The 19,621-nt window shown below is 72.6% G+C and carries 19 protein-coding genes; 16 read left to right on the plus strand and 3 right to left on the minus strand.

The features are described from left to right. Positions 1-3 precede the first annotated feature (3 nt). On the plus strand, positions 4-1,404 hold the full coding sequence (locus ACR807_RS26660) for a GH1 family beta-glucosidase (RefSeq protein WP_438924160.1): 1,401 nt from the start codon (positions 4-6) through the stop codon (positions 1,402-1,404). Positions 1,405-1,553: 149 nt separating this feature from the next. On the opposite strand, the gene ACR807_RS26665 is transcribed toward ACR807_RS26660, so the two are convergent. After that, positions 1,554-3,671 (minus strand): discoidin domain-containing protein, encoded by a 2,118-nt coding sequence (locus ACR807_RS26665; RefSeq protein ID WP_438924161.1) that lies wholly within the window; start codon positions 3,669-3,671, stop codon positions 1,554-1,556. Positions 3,672-3,868: 197 nt separating this feature from the next. Between ACR807_RS26665 and ACR807_RS26670 the strand changes: the two genes are divergently transcribed. The 7 genes from ACR807_RS26670 (at position 3,869) to ACR807_RS26700 (ending at position 8,296) form a co-directional block, all read left to right on the plus strand. Continuing rightward, positions 3,869-4,624, plus strand: a complete 756-nt coding sequence (locus ACR807_RS26670) for a DUF427 domain-containing protein (RefSeq protein ID WP_438924162.1) — start codon at positions 3,869-3,871, stop codon at positions 4,622-4,624. 140 nt (positions 4,625-4,764) lie between these two features. Next, positions 4,765-5,268: an RNA polymerase sigma factor gene (locus tag ACR807_RS26675; protein ID WP_438924178.1), complete on the plus strand. Its 504-nt coding sequence runs from the start codon at positions 4,765-4,767 to the stop codon at positions 5,266-5,268. Beyond that, the gene (locus tag ACR807_RS26680) at positions 5,261-6,022 is read left to right on the plus strand and encodes a hypothetical protein (RefSeq protein WP_438924163.1); all 762 of its coding nucleotides are present in this window, start codon (positions 5,261-5,263) and stop codon (positions 6,020-6,022) included. Before ACR807_RS26675 ends, ACR807_RS26680 begins: the two co-directional genes overlap by 8 nt. A 207-nt stretch (positions 6,023-6,229) precedes the next feature. Further along, positions 6,230-6,835, plus strand: coding sequence for a uracil-DNA glycosylase (locus tag ACR807_RS26685; RefSeq protein WP_438924164.1), 606 nt, complete (start codon positions 6,230-6,232; stop codon positions 6,833-6,835). A 78-nt stretch (positions 6,836-6,913) separates the two neighbouring features. Further along, positions 6,914-7,165, plus strand: coding sequence for a hypothetical protein (locus ACR807_RS26690; RefSeq protein WP_438924165.1), 252 nt, complete (start codon positions 6,914-6,916; stop codon positions 7,163-7,165). 44 nt (positions 7,166-7,209) lie between these two features. After that, positions 7,210-7,683, plus strand: a complete 474-nt coding sequence (locus ACR807_RS26695; protein WP_438924166.1) for a TspO/MBR family protein — start codon at positions 7,210-7,212, stop codon at positions 7,681-7,683. A gap of 109 nt (positions 7,684-7,792) precedes the next feature. Further along, positions 7,793-8,296 carry a DinB family protein gene (locus tag ACR807_RS26700; RefSeq protein ID WP_438924167.1) on the plus strand — a complete coding sequence of 168 codons (504 nt, stop codon included), beginning with the start codon at positions 7,793-7,795 and terminating at the stop codon, positions 8,294-8,296. Positions 8,297-8,469: 173 nt separating this feature from the next. Here ACR807_RS26700 and ACR807_RS26705 read toward each other — a convergent pair whose 3' ends face one another. Further along, complete coding sequence (locus ACR807_RS26705) at positions 8,470-8,916, minus strand: cupin domain-containing protein (protein WP_438924168.1); 447 nt, start codon at positions 8,914-8,916, stop codon at positions 8,470-8,472. Next, positions 8,913-10,466, minus strand: a complete 1,554-nt coding sequence (locus tag ACR807_RS26710; RefSeq protein ID WP_438924169.1) for a diguanylate cyclase domain-containing protein — start codon at positions 10,464-10,466, stop codon at positions 8,913-8,915. The genes ACR807_RS26705 and ACR807_RS26710 overlap by 4 nt, the downstream gene beginning before the upstream one ends. Before the next feature lie 178 nt (positions 10,467-10,644). Here ACR807_RS26710 and ruvC point away from each other — a divergent pair, with 178 nt between their 5' ends. The 8 genes from ruvC to ACR807_RS26750 all read left to right on the plus strand — a co-directional run. After that, on the plus strand, positions 10,645-11,238 hold the full coding sequence (gene ruvC / locus ACR807_RS26715; RefSeq protein WP_438924170.1) for a crossover junction endodeoxyribonuclease RuvC: 594 nt from the start codon (positions 10,645-10,647) through the stop codon (positions 11,236-11,238). Continuing rightward, positions 11,235-11,822 (plus strand): Holliday junction branch migration protein RuvA, encoded by a 588-nt coding sequence (gene ruvA / locus ACR807_RS26720; RefSeq protein WP_438924171.1) that lies wholly within the window; start codon positions 11,235-11,237, stop codon positions 11,820-11,822. Before ruvC ends, ruvA begins: the two co-directional genes overlap by 4 nt. Continuing rightward, complete coding sequence (gene ruvB, locus ACR807_RS26725) at positions 11,819-12,931, plus strand: Holliday junction branch migration DNA helicase RuvB (protein ID WP_438924172.1); 1,113 nt, start codon at positions 11,819-11,821, stop codon at positions 12,929-12,931. The genes ruvA and ruvB overlap by 4 nt, the downstream gene beginning before the upstream one ends. Before the next feature lie 99 nt (positions 12,932-13,030). Further along, positions 13,031-13,420 (plus strand): preprotein translocase subunit YajC, encoded by a 390-nt coding sequence (gene yajC / locus ACR807_RS26730; RefSeq protein ID WP_438924173.1) that lies wholly within the window; start codon positions 13,031-13,033, stop codon positions 13,418-13,420. Between the two features lie 140 nt (positions 13,421-13,560). Further along, positions 13,561-15,414: a protein translocase subunit SecD gene (secD, locus tag ACR807_RS26735; RefSeq protein WP_438924174.1), complete on the plus strand. Its 1,854-nt coding sequence runs from the start codon at positions 13,561-13,563 to the stop codon at positions 15,412-15,414. A gap of 1 nt (position 15,415) precedes the next feature. Continuing rightward, on the plus strand, positions 15,416-16,597 hold the full coding sequence (gene secF / locus ACR807_RS26740; RefSeq protein WP_438924175.1) for a protein translocase subunit SecF: 1,182 nt from the start codon (positions 15,416-15,418) through the stop codon (positions 16,595-16,597). Beyond that, positions 16,594-17,112 carry an adenine phosphoribosyltransferase gene (locus ACR807_RS26745; protein WP_438924176.1) on the plus strand — a complete coding sequence of 173 codons (519 nt, stop codon included), beginning with the start codon at positions 16,594-16,596 and terminating at the stop codon, positions 17,110-17,112. The genes secF and ACR807_RS26745 overlap by 4 nt, the downstream gene beginning before the upstream one ends. 217 nt (positions 17,113-17,329) lie before the next feature. Next, on the plus strand, positions 17,330-19,621 hold a 2,292-nt coding region (locus ACR807_RS26750; protein WP_438924177.1), incomplete at its 3' end, for a RelA/SpoT family protein.

Raw genomic sequence — 19,621 nt, forward strand, 5'->3', positions numbered from 1 at the left:
TCCATGGACACCAAGGCGCCGACCGCAGGGCTCGACCCCGCGATCGACACCCTGCCCGCCTCGTTCCGCTGGGGCGTGGCGACTTCCGCTTACCAGATCGAGGGGGCGCACGACGAGGACGGCCGCACGCCGTCGATCTGGGACACCTACTGCCGGGTCCCCGGCATGGTGCCCGACTTCGAGAACGGCGACGTCGCCTGCGACCACTACCACCGGATGCCGGAGGACGTCGCGCTCATCGGTTCCCTCGGCGTGGACACCTACCGGTTCTCGGTGGCGTGGCCGCGGGTGCAGCCGGGCGGCACGGGCCCGGTCAACCCCAAGGGCATGGCCTTCTACGACCGGCTCGTCGACGAGCTGCTCGGCAAGGGCGTCGACCCCTGGGTGACGCTCTACCACTGGGACCTGCCGCAGGAGCTGGAGGACGCGGGCGGCTGGCCGCACCGCGACACCGCCTACCGGTTCGCCGACTACTCCATGCTGGTGTTCGACGCCCTCCAGGACCGCGTGCGCACCTGGACCACGCTCAACGAGCCGTGGTGCACGGCGATGCTCGGCTACTACGAGGGCCGCCAGGCCCCCGGCAGGCAGGACTTCGGCGCGGCCATCCACGCCGTGCACCACCTGCTGCTCGGCCACGGCCTGGCCACCCAGCGGATGCGCGAGGCGGCCACGAAGCCGACCGAGTTCGGCATCACGCTGAACATGAGCCACGCGTCCCCGGAGACCGACAGCGAACTGGACCGCGCCGCGGCCCGGCGCGCGGACGGCCTGTCCCGCCGCATCTACCTCGACCCGCTGGTCAAGGGGCAGTACCCGGCGGACGTGGTGGAGGACCTGGCGGCGCGCGGCGTCACCGTCCCGGTGCAGGACGGCGACCTGGACGTCATCCGGCAGCCGATCGACGTGCTGGGCGTGAACTACTACTCCAGCGCGAAGCACTCCGGCACCGACGAGAACGGCGACACCGAGGACGAGAACGGCCTGCCGGTGGGCCGCGAGGTCCGCTTCGGCGCGCCGGTCACCGCGATGGACTGGGAGATCGTCCCGGAGGGCTTCACCAACCTCCTGGTGCAGATCGCCCAGGACTACCCGGGCGTGCCGATGGTCATCACGGAGAACGGCGCGGCGTTCGACGACGCACCCGACGAGACCGGGTACGTCCAGGACGACGACCGCACCGCCTACCTGGAGTCGCACATCGCGGCCGTGGCCAAGGCCCGCGAGCTGGGTGCCGACGTGCGCGGCTACTTCGCGTGGTCGCTGATGGACAACTTCGAGTGGTCCTACGGCTACGAGAAGCGGTTCGGCCTGGTGCACGTCGACTACGACACGCAGGTCCGCACGCCCAAGAGCAGCGCCCTCTGGTACCGGGACACCATCCGCCGGGTCAAGGGGAGCTGATCCCGCGGTGAGCGAGGGGCGCCCCGCGGTCGTGACGCGGGACGCCCCTCCTCCGTGCGCGCAACCCACTCCGGACGCGCACATGGCCGATGGCCGGGGGGACCCACTCCCCCCGGCCATCGCCCGTCTGGTCGGTCAGCGCCCGCCGGTCAACGCCGGTAGACGCCGAACTCGTACAGCGAGCAGCCCCACCCGGTCCCGCGCCGGGTGGCGTGCAGCCGCACGTACCGGCCACTGGCGTTGACGTCGATCGAGTCGACCCCGCCGTTACCGGTGGTCGTGCCGTGCACGCTCCGCCAGGTGTTCCCGTCGTCCGACACCTGGAGCTCGTAGGCGCGGCCGAACGCACCCTCCCACACCAGCTGGACGTGCTGGAAGGAGGTCACCGCGCCCAGGTCGACGCGCAGCCACTGCGGGTCGGCCCAGTCGGTGGCCCAGCGGGAGCCCGCGTCGCCGTCCACGGCGTTCGACGGCGGGAAGGGGGCGCCGTCACCCACCTGCTGGTGCGACGAGGCCGTCACCGGCCTGTTCAGGGCCGCGTTGGTGCCCGCCGGCCGGGGCGCGACGACCCGGACCGACTTCGCCTCGATGCCGATGTTGCCGCGGCCGTCCTCGGCCAGCACGTACACCTTCCACACGCCGAGCCGGTCGGGCGCGGTCACCGTGAGCCGGTTGCCGTCGACCCGCACGGGGGCGTCGGCGAGACCGCCGCTGCCGTCGACGTACTTCGAGTTGAACGCCGCGGACCAGGTGATGGCGTCGCCGTCCGGGTCGCCCGCCGCCACGTCGATCGCCAGCGGCGCGCCGGCCGCGACCGCGGTGGGCAGGTTCATCGCGGAGATCACCGGCGGGGTGTTGGTCGGGGTCGCCCCGCCGAACGCCCGCTGCACCGCGTAGAACGACAGCCGCTTCTTGCCCGCCGGGGTCAGGTTGAACCACACCGCGCCGAAGTCGTGCTCGGTGCCGTAGTGGAACAGCGTGCCGCCGAAGGACACGCCCCGGTGCCCGACGACGCAGTTCCACGCCTGCGCGTAGCCGTCGCGCTTCTGCACGTCCGTGGGCTCGGCCGGCACGCCGTTGACGTCGTCCGGCACCTCCCACTCGCCGGCGGGGCCGGCCTCGGTGAGGATGTACGGCTTGGTGTAGCCGCCCGCGACCCAGTCGGCGCGCACCTCGCACACGTTGCCGTAGGAGTTCACCGAGTACAGGTCGAGCGCGGGCGTGTGCGCCTTGAGGTAGGCCCACGCGCCGGTCCACGCGTCGGTGTTGGTCACCGGGTGGCCGGGGTCGATCGCCTTGACGGCCAGCGCCGCCTCGTTGAGGTACTTCGCGTAGGCGACGCGCTGGTCCTCCAGCTCGGTGCCCGAGTAGCAGTTCTGGAGGCCCAGGATCGACTCGTTGCCGATGTTCCACATGAGCACGCCGGGGTGGTCCTCGTAGGCCGTCACCCACTGCCTGATCGTGTTGAGCACGTCGTTCTTGTAGGTGGCGTCCGTGAGGTAGTCGACGCACCCGCCGGAGCCGGGGCCGCCGCCGGGCTGGAGCCAGAAGCCGTTGATGACGCGCATCCCGTTGGCCGCCGCCGCGTCGAGGAGCGGGCGGGTGGAGCCGTCCGTGCCCCAGGTGCGCAGGGTGTTGGTGCCCATCGACCTCAGCTCGGGCATGTGGCGCGCCGCGTCGGCCGGCGGCGGGCCCCAGGTCAGGCCCTTCACCGTCCACGGCTGCCCGTCCACGGTGAGCTGCCAGTTCCCCTGGGAGCCGGTGACGTGCACGCCCGTGCCGGGCGGGGGAGTGGTGCCCTGCGTGCCGTAGACGCGGAACTCCCACAGGGAGTAGCCGTAGCCGTTGGCGCGCTGCGTGCCGTGCACGCGGACGTACCGGCCGGTGCCGGTGACGTCGAAGCCCTGCCGGCCGCCCGTGCCGCCGGTGGTGGTGTGCACCGGCGTCCAGGCGTCGCCGTCGTTCGACACCTGGACCTGGAAGCCGGTCGCGTACGCGCCCTCCCAGTCCAGCTCGACCCGGCTCAGGGCCGAGGTGGCGCCGAGGTCGACGCGCAGCCACTGGGGGTCGCTCCAGGCGCTGGCCCAGCGGGTCCCCGCGTTGCCGTCCACGGCCGCCGACGCGGGTGTCCCCGCGCCTTCGGTCGAGGAGGCCGTGGCGGGTTTGCCCTGCGAGAGCAGGACGGGCGCGGCGGTCGCGGTGCCCGGGACGAGTGCGAGTCCCAGGAGCAGCGCGGTCGCCGCGCCGGCGGATCGGAGGCGGTACATGGCGTCTCCTGCCGGTGTTCGAGTGGGTCGACATGCGGGAGAGCGCTCTCTCAACCCACCTCGAAGTGTTGCGAACCGATTGCGGACCTGTCAACGCACCGCCTGTTGACACCCCGGTGGAGCAACGGGCACCCTGGTTTCGGAGAGCGCTCTCCCATCCTCCTGCCCACGTGTGCCGGCGGCGTAGCTTCGGTCCCATGACTGCTGCTGCGGAACGCGGGCGGGTGCGCGTGGAGCCGGGGCGCAAGCGCGTCCGGGCCTACCTGGCGGGCGAGCTCGTGGCCGACACCACCCGCCCGACCCTGGTGTGGGAGAAGCCGTACTACCCGACCTACTACCTGCCGGCGGACGACGTGCGGGCGACCCTCGTGCCCACCGGCTCGACGACCCGGTCCCCGAGCCGCGGCGACGGCCACGCGCACGACGTGCGGGCGTCGCCCCACCTCGTGGCCCCCGCCGCGGCCCTGACGTTCCCCGACTCGCCCCTGGAGGCCCTGCGCGACCTGGTGCGCCTCGACTGGGACGCCTTCCGCTGGTTCGAGGAGGACGAGCCGGTCCACGTCCACCCGCGCGACCCGTACACCCGGGTGGACGCGCTGCCCAGCAGCCGCCACGTCCGGGTCGAGGTGGGCGGCGTGGAGGTCGCGGACAGCCGGCGACCGGTGATCCTGTACGAGACCGGCCTGCCGCCGCGCCACTACCTGCCGCTCACCGACGTCCGCCAGGACCTGCTGCGGCCGAGCGACCTGCGCACCGGCTGCCCGTACAAGGGCACCGCCGAGTACTGGTCCGTCGTCGTCGGGGACGAGGTGCACGAGGACCTGGCGTGGGGCTACCCGACACCGTTGCCGGAGAGCGCCCGCGTCGCGGGGCTCGTGGCGTTCTACGACGAGAAGGTCGACACCTACGTGGACGGGGTGCTCCAGGAGCGCCCGAGAACCCATTTCGGCTGAGGACCGCCGCGCGCGGAACCCCCGGCGCGCGAGCGGTGTAGAAGGGGCGTCAGCCGGTTCGACGACCTGAGGGGGCCGTCACGGACGAGGGGTACCTGCTGGCCCGGGCGCGGGCCGGTGACGTCGAGGCGTACGGGCACCTGGTGCGCGCGCACCACGCCGCGGCGCACCGGGTCGCGCTGGTCATGGGCGCGGGGCACGAGGCGGACGACGTGGTGCAGGACGCCTTCGTCCGCGCCCACGCCGCGCTCGGCTCGTTCCGGCCCGGCTCGCCGTTCCGGCCGTGGCTGCTGCGGATCGTGGCGAACCTGGTGCGCAACCTGCACCGGTCGCACGCGCGCCGGCGGGAGCTGGTGGGGCGGGTCGTCGCCCGCGGCCACGGCGAACCCGGCCCGCCGCCCCACCAGCCGGACGCCCTCGTGGTGGCCGACGAGCGCAAGCGGGTGCTGTGGGCGGCGCTGCACCGGCTGGCCGAGCGGGACCGCCAGGTGCTCGGGTGCCGCTACCTGCTCGACCTGAGCGAGGAGGAGACGGCGCAGGTCCTCGGGTGGCCGAGGGGCACGGTGAAGTCGAGGGGGTCGCGCGCGCTCGAACGGCTGCGCGTGCTGCTGGAGCGCGTGGAGGAGGTGGGGGAGCGTGCCTGACGCGAAGCGGCACGACCTGGAGGACGAGCTCCGCGAGCTGGGGCGCGCGCTGGGCGGCGAACCGGACGACGCGGCCGTCACCGCGATCCTCGCCGCCCTGGGCGACCGGCGGCCCGCGCCGCCGTCCCCCCCGCCCGCCCCGCCGCCCGTGCGGCGCGCCGGGCTCCCCGACAACGCGCTCACCCTCGCCGCCGCCGCGCTGGTGGTGCTGGTGGTGCTGGTCCTCGGCGTGCGCGTGGTCCCCGGGCTCGTGCGCCCGGAGGGCACGAGCACGCACGGGATGGGCGGACCCGGTCCCGCCGTGCCGTCGTGCGCGGGCTGGGGTGGGCTGTCACCGGCCACGGTGGACGGGGTCGAGCGCCGCTCCGGGTGGCGACCGCCGACCGGCGGACCGTGGGGGCGGCCGCTGTCGGTGGCCTTCGCGCCGACCGCGGAGGGGCGCGGCATCACGGTCGCCGTCTACCGGGTCGCCCCCGGGACCGTGACCCTGGAGCGCTACCCGAAGGGGGTCTACCTCTCCACGGTGCTCGGCGGCGCCGCCCCGACCCCCGTCCCGCTCGACGGGGCCACCGCCGAGTACACGGGCGAGGACACCTTCGTCGACTACCAGCTGTCCGGGGTGGCCGCCACGACGACGCGGCTCCGGTGCACCGCGCCCCGGCTCACCTGGACCACGGCGGCCGGGGTCACCTACGCCGTCTCCGGCCGGCTGCCGACGCCGGACCACCTGGTCGAACTGGCCCGCGCGCTGTGAGGGGGACGCGCGTGCACGTGCCGCACCCCGCCCCCCTCCTCGCCCCACCTCCCCACCTCCCCTCCGCCCCACCTCCCCTCCGCCCTGCCTCCCCCTCCGCAGCCCGCCCCGGCGTGCCCGGCCGCGACACCGCGCTACGGGGTGCCCCCGCGTGCCGCCCGGACGGCGGATGGTCGGGGGTCGGTCCTCCGGGAACGCTTGTCGACCATGGACGTCTTCCCCTCCACCCCGCGGGCGCACCGCAACCCGGTGGTCCTCGCGCGCAAGATGGCCCTGGTCAAGGCGCCCCACATGGCGAAGCTGACCGAGTTCGCCCAGCGCATCGCCACCGAGCGCAAGGTCGACGTCCCCCTGTTCGACCCGGCCAGCGGCGGGGTGAACAGCAAGGTGCTGCTCCTCCTGGAGTCACCCGACCCCGGCGCCGTCCGCTCCGGGATCAACTCGCTGGACAACGACGACCCGATCGCCGCCAACGGCTTCGCCGCGCTGACCGAGGCCGGCCTGTCGCGGAAGGTGTGCCTGGCCTGGAACGTGGTGCCGTGGCACCTGAACGGCCGTTCGCCGACCCCCACCGAGCTGCGCGGCGCCGTGCCGTACCTGGTGGACCTGCTGCGGCTGCTGACGGACCTCAAGGCGGTGGTGGTGCTGGGCCGTCCGGCGGGCACCGGGTGGACGCTGTCCGGCCGCGGCCACAAGCTGAAGGTGTTCAACGCGCCGCACCCGTCGCCGCTGACCATCAACCGCGACCGGGCGGGCAAGTGGCCCCAGCTCGTGGACGCCCTGCGGCAGGCCGCCGCCGCGGCGAACGGATGAGTCCACGAAGTCGGAATCGGTACACCCCGCTTTTCCGCGTGTGACGACGAATCCCGGCAGTCTCCTTCGTCGAACGGGTTGAGGAAGAACCCGAACGAGTGGAAGAAGATCGCCGTGGACCACACCGACCTCACCCACCGGGACCGTGCCGTGCTGCGCGCCGTCGCCGAGGGCCGCTGCGCGTACACGGCGGGCACGCTGTTCGTCGACGGCGTGCGCTGCTGCGACCAGTTCGTCGGTCCCCGGCTCGCCCGCGCCGGTCTCATCGCCGACCGCGCCGGGACCGCGGGGCTCACCGCCGACGGCCGCGCCCTGCTCGACGCCGCGTGACGTCCCGTCGTGCGGGACCCGGCCGGCCTTCCTAGCCTGGACGCATGGCACAGCTCGCGCTCCGACGCCCCCTGGCCGGACTCGCCGTGTTCGCCGTCGCCGTCGCCGCGACGGCCGTGGTCGGCTCACTGGCCGCCGTGTCGTCGGCGGAGCGGTACCAGCAGTTGGACACGCCCGCCTGGGCGCCGCCGCCGTGGCTGTTCGGTCCGGTGTGGACGGTGCTGTACGTCATGATCGCGGTGTCCGGCTGGCTGTTCTGGAAGCGGCACGGCACGACGTGGGAGCTGGGCCTGTTCGCCGTGCAGCTCGCGCTCAACGCCGCGTGGACGCCGCTGTTCTTCGCCGCCGAGCGGTACGCGCTGGCCCTGGTCGACATCATCGCCCTGCTGGTCGTGATCGTCGCGCTGATCGTCGCGTTCGGCCGCCGGCACCGGCCCGCCGCGCTGCTGCTCGTGCCCTACCTGGCGTGGGTCGCCTTCGCCACCGCGCTCAACGCCGCCATCATCGGCCTGAACTAGCGCCTGCAACCAGCGGCTGCAACCAGCGCCTGCGCGATCGAGGACCGGAACTGTCCGCGATGCCGCCTAACGTCGGTCCTGTCACCGAACCGGAAGGCGGACCCACCCCATGAGCAGCACCGCGATCGCGTCCACGGAACTGACCGACCTGCTGGCGGTCCTGGCCAGGACCCGCGGCTTCCTCCGCTTCACGGTGCGGGACCTGACCGACGAGCAGGCCCGCCTCACACCGACCGCCGGCCAGTTGTCGCTGGGCGGCTTGATCAAGCACGTCCGCACGGTGGAGGAGGGCTGGCTGCGGTTCGCCGTCGGCGGGGCGGAGCTGATGGAGAGCGTCGCGCCCGACTGGGAGAACGGCTTCCGGATGCTGGAGCACGAGACCCTGGCCGGCCTGCTCGCCGACTACGAGGAGACCGCCGCCAGGACCGCTCGCACCCTGGCCGACCTGGACCTGAACACCGCCCACCCGCTGCCCGTGGCCCCGTGGTTCGAGCCCGGCGAGTCCTGGTCGGTCCGCCGGGTCGTGGCGCACCTGATCGCCGAGACCGCGCAGCACGCGGGCCACGCCGACATCATCCGCGAAACCATCGACGGCCAGAAAACCATGGGCTGACCCCCGCGAGAGTCCAACCCCCAGGCCCCGAGAGTCCAACCTCCAGGACCCCTGAGTTCTTCGTTCGTGCCGACCGGTCGGTATGCGGAATGAAGAACTCAGGGGTCCCGAGCGTTGGACTCTCGAGGCCCGAGCGTTGGACTCTCGGGGTCTGAGCGTTGGACTCTCGCGGGTTAGAGGCGGGAGAGGCGGTGGATGGTGGTGGCGTGCTCGGGGTAGGTGGCGGCCAGGGGGGCGGCGGCGCCGAAGGTGACGACGTCGTCGGTGTACGGCGGCACGACGACGGTGCCCACCAGGGAGTAGGGGCCCAGGGGCTCGGACGCCTGCCACACGCCGGCGGGCACGACCACCTGCGGGCGGTGGCCGGCCGCCAGGTCCGGGCCCAGCACCGGCGTGGTCGCCGAGCCGTCCGGGTGCAGCAGGAGCATGCGCAGCGGCGCGCCCGCGTGGTGGGCGTAGACCTCCAGGTGCGCCAACCGGTGCAGCCCGGAGAACTCGCCCTCCCGCAGCAGGTAGTAGATGGCCGACGCCTCCGCCGAGCGCCACGACTGGCCGAACCAGCCGCCCTCCACGGGCAGCTCGGACAGGCCCAGCAGCTCGACCACCTCGTCGGCGGTCACGCGCGGGGCTCCGAACCGAGACCGGCGTTCCCCAGGTCGGCCTCCACCGAGCCGTGCACCACGACCATCCCCTTCCCCAGCCGCTTGGCCGTGTACATCGCCGCGTCCGCGCTGCCCAGCAGGTCGTCGGCGGTCAACGACGGGTCGAACGCCCCGCGGTGCGACACCCCCACCGACGCGCGCACCACGTGCGACCCGGACGCCGTGGCGTGCGGCGCCGCCAGCGCGTCCAGCACCCGCTGCCCGATCTCCTCCGGCGCCTGCGGGTAGCCGTCGACCAGCACGCCGAACTCGTCACCACCCAGTCGCGCCACCACGTCCTGCTGCCGCACGCACCCCTGCAACCGCGCCGCCACGATCCGCAGCACGGCGTCGCCCTCCGCGTGCCCGAAGTTGTCGTTGACGTCCTTGAACCCGTCCACGTCGATGAACAGCACCACCACCGGCGACGCCCCGGCCAGCGCCTCGTCCAGCCGCTCCCGGAACAGCGCCCGGTTCGCCACCCCGGTCAACGGGTCGTGGTACGCCTGGTGCCGCAGCCGCTCCCGGCTCTCCCGCAGCTGCTCCAGCAGCTTCACGTTGTCGATCAGCGTCAGCAGCTGCCGGGCGATCACCAGCAGCACCACGCCCAGGCCGACGTAGATCTCGAACGGGTTCAGCCGCACGCCCGTCGCCGTGCCCACCACGATGAACAGGCCGGTGACCAGCATCGGCAGGTACGGCACGAGCAGGTGCAGCAGCTCGCCCGCCCGCAGCCGCGCCGCGCCGGTCCGCTCCCGGGCCGTCCCGCCGGGCGCGACCGAGCTGAGGAAGAACAGCGCCGGGCACACCATGAACCCGATGTCGGCGGCCGTCGGGATGGCCGTCGCGCCCCGGCTCACCAGGTAGGCGAACACCCACCCGGACGCGGACTGCGCCAGGCCCGCCAGCGCGATGAACAGCACCGGCAGCTGCCGCACCGACCGGTGCGTCCACGACGACACCAGCAGCACCACGAGCATCACCAGGTACAGCGCCGGGTGCGTCACGACGGTCGCGAAGCCGGGACCGGAGGTGGCCCACGCGCGGACCATCGACTCCAGCAGCGACACCCACGTGAGCACGAACAGCGAGCCGACCACGATCAGCCCGTCCAGCAGCACCACGAGCTTGCTCCGGTGGCCGGGCAGCGTGCCCGACCCGCCGTGCGCCAGCACGAGGACCGCGCACAGCGCCAGCACGGGCACGAGCATGAACCCGATGGGCGCCAGCGTCGTCGAGGGCAGGGACACCCCGAGGACCACCTGGCCCCAGATCCACACGCACAGGCCGACGGCCAGGCTCGTCATCGAGGCGACCATCCACAGCCGCCAGCGCCGCGCCACGCCGTGCCGCCGCCGGGCCGCGCGCCAGTAGGACGCCGCCGCGGCGGCGGAGAAGACGAGCTGGGTGAACTTGTCGACCGCCACCGAGGTGGGCCGGTCGAGCACGCCCGACACGACCAGGAAGACGATCAGGAGCACCAGGGCGCACACGGCCGTCGCGACGACGCCGAACCGCCTCAGGGTCATGGATTTCGCCTCGATGCCGCGACCGCGCTCGACCTGGTGGACCGAGCCACTGTAGTGAGGGTGGTGACGCTGTGTCGATCGGGGGGTGGCCGGTGGTGACCCTGCGCGTGTCCCACCGCGTTCCGGCGGCCGACCCTCTAAGGTTCGAACTGGTGTTCGTCGTTCGAGGGGACCAGCGGTGCGCGTGTTCGGAGTCGACCCCGGCCTGACCCGGTGCGGGTTCGGGGTGGTCGACGGCGGCCCCGGCCGCACCGTGCGCCCGGTGGCCGTGGACGTCGTGCGCACGCCCGCGGACGCCGACCTCGCCGTGCGCCTCCTCCAGCTCTCCGACGCCGTCGAGCGGTGGCTGGACACCTACCGCCCGCAGGTGGTCGCCGTCGAACGGGTGTTCAGCCAGCACAACGTGCGCACCGCGATGGGCACCGCCCAGGCGGGCGGGGTGGTGGCGCTGTCGGCCGCGCGCCGCGGCCTGCCCGTCGTGTTCCACACGCCCAGCGAGGTGAAGGCCGCCGTCACCGGCTCGGGCCGGGCGGACAAGGCCCAGGTCACGGCGATGGTGACGAAGCTCCTCGGCCTCAAGGTCGCCCCGAAGCCCGCGGACGCCGCCGACGCGCTCGCGCTGGCCATCTGCCACCTGTGGCGCGCGCCCATGCGGTCGCGGTTGGAGGAGGCGCAGGCGAGGGCGGCGGAGGTCGCCAGGACCCACCGCGCGAAACTGGCGCAGGCGGCCGCCAGGACCGGCGGCGCCAGGACCGGAGGTAGGACCCAGTGATCTCGTCGCTGCGCGGGCAGGTGCAGTCCATCGGTCTCGACCACGTGGTCGTCGAGGTCGGTGGCGTCGGCTTCGCCGTGCAGGCCACGCCCGCCACGCTCGCCACCCTGCGCCGCGGCGAGGAGGCGTCGCTGTCGACGTCGCTCGTCGTGCGCGAGGACTCGCTGACCCTGTTCGGGTTCGCCGACGCCGAGGCGCGCGAGCTGTTCGGCCTGCTCCAGACGGTGTCCGGGATCGGGCCGCGGATCGCGCTGGCGACGCTCGCCGTGCTGGAGCCGGACAAGCTGCGCGCCGCGCTGGCCGAGGGCAACATCACCGTGCTCACCCAGGTGCCCGGCATCGGCCGCAAGGGCGCCGAGCGGCTGATCATCGAGCTGCGCGACAAGGTGGGCCAGTTGGCGACCGCGCCCGCGGCGAGCGACACCGGCGTGGTCCGCACGCAGGTCGTCGAGGCCCTGCTCGGCCTGGGCTTCCCCGCCAAGCAGGCCGAGGCGGCGGTGGACGCCGTGCTGGCCGCCGACGGCTCCCTGGGCACCTCCGACGTGCTGCGCCGCGCCCTGACCGCGCTGGGCCGCAAGCGATGACCACCTTCGGGCCCGGGGACTTCGCCGACGACCTCGACCGGGACGACTTCGGCCGGGACGACCTCGACCGGGACACCCTCGACCCGCTGCCCGACCCGGCCGAGCGGGACGTCGAGACCACCCTGCGGCCGAAGGACCTGCACGAGTTCGTCGGACAACCGAAGGTCCGCGAGCAGCTCGAACTGGTCCTGCGCGGCGCGATGCGGCGCGGCTCGCCCCCCGACCACGTGCTGCTGTCCGGCCCGCCCGGCCTGGGCAAGACCAGCCTCGCGATGATCATCGCGGCCGAGCTGGGCGCGTCGCTGCGGATCACCTCCGGCCCCGCCCTGGAGCGCGCGGGCGACCTCGCCGCGATGCTGTCGAACCTGGTCGAGGGCGACGTGCTGTTCATCGACGAGATCCACCGGATGGCCCGCCCCGCCGAGGAGATGCTCTACCTCGCGATGGAGGACTTCCGGGTCGACGTCGTCGTCGGCAAGGGGCCGGGCGCGACCAGCATCCCGCTCGACATCGCCCCGTTCACCCTGGTCGGCGCCACGACCCGGTCCGGCGCGCTGACCGGGCCGCTGCGCGACCGCTTCGGCTTCACCGGGCACATGGAGTTCTACACGGCCGACGAGCTGGAGCTGATCGTGCGCCGCTCGGCCTCGATCCTCGGCGTCGACCTGCGCGAGGACGGCGGCCGGGAGATCGCCGGGCGCTCCCGGGGCACGCCCCGCATCGCCAACCGCCTGCTCAGGCGGGTGCGGGACTACGCGGAGGTGCGCGCGGACGGCGCCGTCACCCGCGAGGTGGCCCGGGACGCCCTGGCCGTGTACGACGTGGACGAGCTGGGCCTGGACCGGCTCGACCGGGCGGTGCTGAGCGCGCTGGTCCGGTCGTTCGGCGGCGGGCCCGTGGGCGTCTCCACGCTGGCCGTCGCGGTGGGGGAGGAGCCGACCACCGTCGAGGAGGTCTGCGAGCCCTACCTGGTGCGCGCCGGGATGCTCGCGCGCACCCCGCGCGGCCGGGTCGCGACCGCCACCGCGTGGCTGCACCTGGGGCTCACGCCGCCGCCGCAGGCACCGGGTGAGGCCACCCGACCGCTGTTCGACGACGCCTCCGGGTGATCGGGATTACTGACCTGGCACAATCGGGACCGGCACCCCAGAAATCCGGACGTTCCGGGCGCTGTCCCGCACCCGTGCAGTCCGGTCGATCGGAGAATGATGGACCTGTCCTCCTTGATGTTCCCGCTGCTGCTCGTGCTGCTCGCGGTGCCGCTGTTCCTCAGCGCCCGCAAGCAGAAGAAGGCGGTCGCGGAGCAGCAGGCGCTGTTGACCTCCCTGGAGCCGGGTGACCGGGTCATGACCACCTCCGGGCTGTTCGCGACCGTCACCGACGCCGGCGACGACTCCACGATCGACCTGGAGATCGGCGACGGCGTGGTGACCACCTGGCTGCGCCAGGCCATCCGCGAGAAGGTCGTCGCGGACACCGAGAGCGACGCCGTCGTGGACGACGTGGACGACGTGGCCGAGGTCGTCGACGAGCCCGCCGACCGCCCCGCCGCCGACCGCGTGGTGGCCGAACCGGTGGAGCACAACACCAAGAAGTAAGCGGCACCCGCAAGAAGACCCCCGCGCCTGGAGCCGGCAACTGTGAACGTGCCGACTCCAGGCAGTGACGCGCAGCTCACACCATCAGGGGTACGCTGCGCCATCGCTGACCTTGTCAACTATCAGGAGACGGACGGACCGTGGCACCTCCGGCCGGGCAAATCCGCCCCGCGAAGTACCTGGGCGCATTTGTCCTCATCGTGGTCGCGCTGTACTCCCTGGTGTTCTTCACCGGGAACGGCAAGGCGACCCCCAAGCTCGGCATCGACCTCCAGGGCGGCACGCGCGTCACCCTGACCGCCCGGGCTCCTGATGGCCAGACGCCGACCGACGAGGCGCTGAACCAGGCGCGCACCCTCATCGAGACGCGCGTGAACGGCCTCGGCGTCTCCGGCGCCGAGGTCGTCCGCGACGGCACGAACCTGGTGATCACGGTCCCCGGTTCGGACAGCGAGGGCGCCAAGCGCCTCGGCCAGACGGCGAAGCTGAACTTCCGCAAGGTCGTCGGCTCGCCGCTGCCCAACGCGCCGGAGCCGGAGCCGTCCACGAGCGGCAGCGCGCCGCCGAGCACCTCCGGGTCGGCCGCGCCGCCCACCTCGGGCAGCGCCGCGCCGTCGGAGACCGCGGGTTCCGCGCCGGCGACCACCACCGGCCAGGGCCGCCCGGCCCCGATGGTGGAGGGCCAGCCCGAGACCACGGGTGCGCAGCCGACGGACCCGAACGCGCAGCCGACCGACCCGAACGCGCAGCCGACGGACCCCAACGCCCCCACCGAGCCGCAGGTGGACTGCCGCGCGGTGTTCGCCGGCGAGTACTCCGACGACCCGACCAAGGCCATCGAGGAGTCCCGGACCTGCCGGCAGGACCCGCAGCTGACCACGCTGGACGCGCAGACCGTCCAGCAGGCGCTGACCGCGTTCACCTGCCCCACGATCGACCCGCTGATCGGCAACGACGACCCGGCGCTGCCGCTGCTGACCTGCGACCAGGACCGCACCGAGAAGTACGTGCTGGCCCCGGTGAACCCGCCGAACGACGGCAGCGTCAAGGAAGACGACTACAGCCTGTACTCGCGGCTGACCGGTGAGGACGTCTCCAACGCCGTCTCCGGCGTCAACCCGCAGGGCGCGGGCTTCGTCGTGGACCTGACGTTCAAGTCCTCCGGCGGCGACAAGTGGGGCAAGTTCACCTCGGCGAACGTGTCGCAGCAGGTCGCGGTCGTGCTGGACAGCCAGGTCGTGTCCGCGCCGAACATCAACGAGCCCATCCTGGGCGGCAACACCCAGATCAGCGGCCAGTTCAACCAGGCCGAGGCGAACAGCCTCGCCAACGTGCTGAAGTACGGCTCGCTGCCGCTGTCGTTCGAGCCCTCCGAGGCCGAGACGGTGTCCGCGACGCTGGGCCTGGCCTCGCTGAAGGCCGGCCTGATCGCGGGCGGCATCGGCCTCGCGCTGGTGTTCCTCTACTGCTTGTTCTACTACCGCCTGCTGGGCGTGCTGACGATCCTGTCGCTGGTCCTGTCGGCCGTCGTCATCTACGCGGTGCTGGTGCTGCTCGGCCGCTGGATCGGGTTCACCCTCGACCTCGCGGGCATCGCCGGGTTCATCGTCGCCATCGGTATCACCGCCGACTCGTTCGTGGTGTTCTTCGAACGGCTCAAGGACGAGGTGCGGGAGGGCCGGACGTTCCGGTCCGGCGTGCCGCGCGCGTGGGTCCGCTCCCGCCGCACGATCCTCTCGGCGGACGCGGTGAGCTTCCTGGCCTCGGCCATCCTGTACGTGATCGCCGTCGGCCAGGTGAAGGGCTTCGCGTTCACCCTGGGCATGTCGACCGTGCTCGACCTGGTCGTGGTCTTCCTGGTCACGCACCCGCTCGTGGCGATGGCCTCCAAGTCGAAGAAGCTGTCCAACCCGAAGCTGTCCGGTCTGGGCGAGGCCGTGCAGGCCGCCGTCGCCGACCGCGCGGCCAAGGGCACTGCCGTGAAGGGGGCCTGACGTGGCCGAGGCGAAGAAGCTCGGGATCTTCAAGCGGCTCTACGTCGGCAACGGCGCCTTCGACATCGTCGGCAAGCGCCGGCGCTGGTACGCGATCTTCGGCGCGATCCTGCTGGTGTGCATCCTGTCGATCGTGCTCAAGGGGTTCAACCTGGGCATCGACTTCACCGGCGGCACGCGCGTCCAGATGCCCGCGCAGAGCTCGTCCGGCACCATCACGACGGACGCCGTCAAGGAGAGCTTCGAGAAGGCGCTGAACAAGGAGGCGACCTCCGCGCAGACGGTCGGCACCGGCGACTCGGCGACCATCCAGCTCCGCTCCGAGACGCTCAGCGCGGACGAGGTCACCACCCTCAAGCAGGCGCTGAACAACGACCTGAAGCCCAACGGCGGCATCGACACGATCAGCGACAGCGCCGTCTCCGCCTCCTGGGGCGGTGAGATCACCACCCAGGCGCTGATCGCGCTCGCCGTGTTCTTCGTCGCGGTGATGATCTTCCTGGCGCTGTACTTCGAGCTGTCCATGGCGATCGGCGCGCTCGTCGCCGTGGTGCACGACGTGGTGATCACGGCGGGCGTCTACTCGCTGATCGGCTTCGAGGTCTCGCCCGCCACCGTGGTCGGCCTGCTCACCATCCTCGGGTTCTCGCTGTACGACACGGTGGTGGTGTTCGACAAGGTCAAGGAGAACACCCGCGGCCTGCTCGGCCTCACCCGCCGCACCTACGGCGAGGCGGCCAACCTGGCGGTCAACCAGACCCTGATGCGGTCGATCAACACCTCGCTGATCGCGCTGCTGCCGGTGGTCGGCCTGCTCGCCATCGGCGTGGGCCTGCTCGGCGTCGGCACGCTGAAGGACCTGGCGCTCGTGCAGCTCACCGGCATGGCGATCGGCGCCCTGTCGTCCATCTACATCGCCACGCCGGTCGCGGTGGACCTGAAGATGCGCGACCCGAAGTACAAGGCGCAGGCCGCCCGGGTGAAGGCCCGCCGCGACAACCTGGCCCGCAAGTCGAGCGGCGAGGTCGTCACCGGTGGTGACGTCGTGGAGTCCACCGACGACGAGTCGCTGGCCGCCGAGCTGCGCAAGGAGAAGGCGATGGCCGCCGCCGCGGGGGCGCCGTCCCGCACGGCCAAGTCGGCCGACGCCCGCCGTCGCCCGACCGGCAAGAAGCACCGTTGAGGCTCGACCGGGCCCTGGGGCTCCTGCGTGAGGTCCCGGACTTCCCCCTGCCGGGGGTCGTCTTCCGGGACCTCACGCCGGTCCTCGCCGACCCGGACGCCCTGCGCGCCGTGGTCGACGGGCTCCAGGGCGAGATCCACCCGGACACCCAGCTGGTGGCCGCCGTCGAGTCGCGCGGCTTCCTGCTCGGCGCCGCCCTCGGCTACGGCTGGCGCTACGGCGTCGTGCCGCTGCGCAAGCCGGGCAAGCTGCCCGCCGTCGCCCACCGCGTGTCGTACGCGCTGGAGTACGGCGAGGCGACCCTCGAACTGCCCGCCGAGGCCATCACGCCCGGTCAACACGTCGTGGTCGTCGACGACGTGCTGGCGACCGGCGGCACGGCCGCGGCGGCGTGCGAGCTGGTCGAGAAGGCCGGCGGGGTGGTGACCGGCGTGTCGGTGGTGCTGGAGATCCCGGGCCTGGGCGGCCGGGAGCGGCTCGCGGGCCGCCAGGTCAACGCCCTGCTGACCGTCTGAGCCCGCCGGCGGGACACCCCCGCGCCGGCGGCGGTCGCACAAGCGTGCCCGGATCGTGACTCGGGAGCGCGTCCACGCAGGTGAGTGGGTGGCCGGGCGACCGGTCCGACCTAATCACAGCTGCTGTTCACCGTGTGAAGTGCACCGCTCGTCGGTTCACGACCGGATCGGCCGGCGCAACGGAGTTATCCTCGGTTCCTAGACCCGAGGAGCGTGGTTGAGCCAGGACACCGAACCCGCGCAGTCGGCGCAGCCCGTGCCCGCAGCGGCACGGCCGCCGTCGGCCACCAGGCGCGTGCGAGCACGGCTGGCGCGGCGCATCACCGCCCAGCGCGCCGCACCGGTCAAGCAGGTGCTCGAACCGCTGGCGGCCGTGCACCGCGACCTGCACCCGAAGGCCGACCTGGCGCTGCTCCAGCACGCCTACGACGTGGCCGAGGAGAAGCACCGGCCGCAGCGGCGGAAGTCCGGCGACCCCTACATCACCCACCCGCTGGCGGTGGCGACGATCCTCGCCGAGCTGGGCATGGACACGACCACGCTGGTCGCCGCCCTGCTGCACGACACGGTCGAGGACACCGACTACTCGCTGGACCAGCTGCGCGTCGACTTCGGCAACGAGGTCGCGCTGCTCGTGGACGGCGTCACGAAGCTCGACAAGGTCAAGCTGGGCGCGGCGGCCGAGGCGGAGACCATCCGCAAGATGGTCATCGCGATGGCGAAGGACCCCCGCGTCCTGGTCATCAAGCTCGCCGACCGGCTGCACAACATGCGCACCATGCGCTTCCTGCCCCCGGAGAAGCAGGCCCGCAAGGCCCGCGAGACCCTGGAGGTGCTGGCCCCGCTCGCGCACCGCCTGGGCATGGCGACGGTGAAGTGGGAGCTGGAGGACCTGGCGTTCGCCATCCTCCAGCCGAAGAAGTACGACGAGATCGTGCGCCTGGTCGCCAACCGCGCGCCGTCCCGCGACACGTACCTGAGCGGCGTCATCAACGAGCTGTCCTCGCAGCTGGAGGGCGCCCGCATCACGGCCAAGGTCGAGGGCAGGCCGAAGCACTACTACTCGATCAACCAGAAGATGATCGTGCGCGGTCGGGACTTCGACGACATCCACGACCTGGTGGGCGTGCGCATCCAGGTGGACGAGGTGCGCGACTGCTACGCCGCGATGGGCGTGGTGCACGCGCTGTGGCAGCCGATGCCCGGCCGGTTCAAGGACTACATCGCCCAGCCCCGGTTCGGCGTCTACCAGTCGCTGCACACGACCGTGATCGGCCCGGACGGCAAGCCGCTGGAAGTCCAGATCCGCACCTACGACATGCACCGCACCGCCGAGTACGGCATCGCGGCGCACTGGCGGTACAAGGAGACGCGCGGCACGCACACCGGCAAGGGCGTCGAGGTCGACGAGATGGCCTGGATGCGCCAGCTCCTCGACTGGCAGCGGGAGGCCGCCGACCCCGGCGAGTTCCTGGAGTCGCTGCGCTTCGACCTCGCCGCGCGCGAGATCTTCGTGTTCACCCCCAAGGGTGACGTCGTGACGCTGCCGACGGGCTCCACGCCGGTCGACTTCGCCTACGCCGTGCACACCGAGGTCGGTCACCGCTGCATCGGCGCCCGGGTCAACGGCCGCCTCGTCGCCCTCGAACGCAAGTTGGAGAACGGCGAGGTCATCGAGATCTTCACCTCGAAGGCCGAGGGGGCGGGCCCGTCCCGCGACTGGCTGTCCTTCGCGGCCTCCCCGCGCGCCAAGGCGAAGATCAAGCAGTGGTTCGCGAAGGAGCGCAAGGAAGAGGCCATCGAGGTCGGCAAGGACGCCATCGCCAAGGAGGTCCGCCGCGTCGGGCTGCCCCTCCAGCGACTCGTCTCCGCCGACTCCATGGGCGCCCTGTCGAAGGAGCTGCACTACCCGGACGTGTCCGCGCTGTACGCGGCGGTCGGCGAGGGCCACACCTCCGCCCGGCACGTCGTGCAGCGGCTCGTCGCCCAGCTGGGCGGCGTCGACCACGCCGAGGAGGAGCTGGCCGACCGCTCCACCCCGTCCACCGTCGCCCGCCGCCGGGTCACCGGCGACGCCGGCGTCATCGTCAAGGACGCGTCCGACGTGTGGGTCAAGCTGGCCCGCTGCTGCACGCCCGTGCCCGGCGACGACATCCTGGGCTTCGTCACCCGGGGTGGCGGCGTGTCCGTGCACCGGACCGACTGCACCAACGCGGACGAGCTGCTCCAGACGCCGGAACGGCTGCTGGACGTGGAGTGGGCGCCGTCGTCGTCCTCGGTGTTCCTGGTGGCCATCCAGGTCGAGGCGCTGGACCGGCACCGCCTGCTGTCCGACGTGACGAAGGTGCTGGCCGACGAGAAGGTCAACATCCTGTCCGCGTCGGTGACCACGTCCCGCGACCGGGTCGCGGTGTCGCGGTTCTCGTTCGAGATGGGCGACCCGAAGCACCTCGGCCACGTGCTGAAGGCGGTCCGCTCGGTGGAGGGCGTCTACGACGTCTACCGGGTC

Origin of the sequence: Saccharothrix sabaoui (assembly GCF_051756985.1) — a bacterium.
Classification (GTDB): Bacteria; Actinomycetota; Actinomycetes; order Mycobacteriales; family Pseudonocardiaceae; genus Actinosynnema.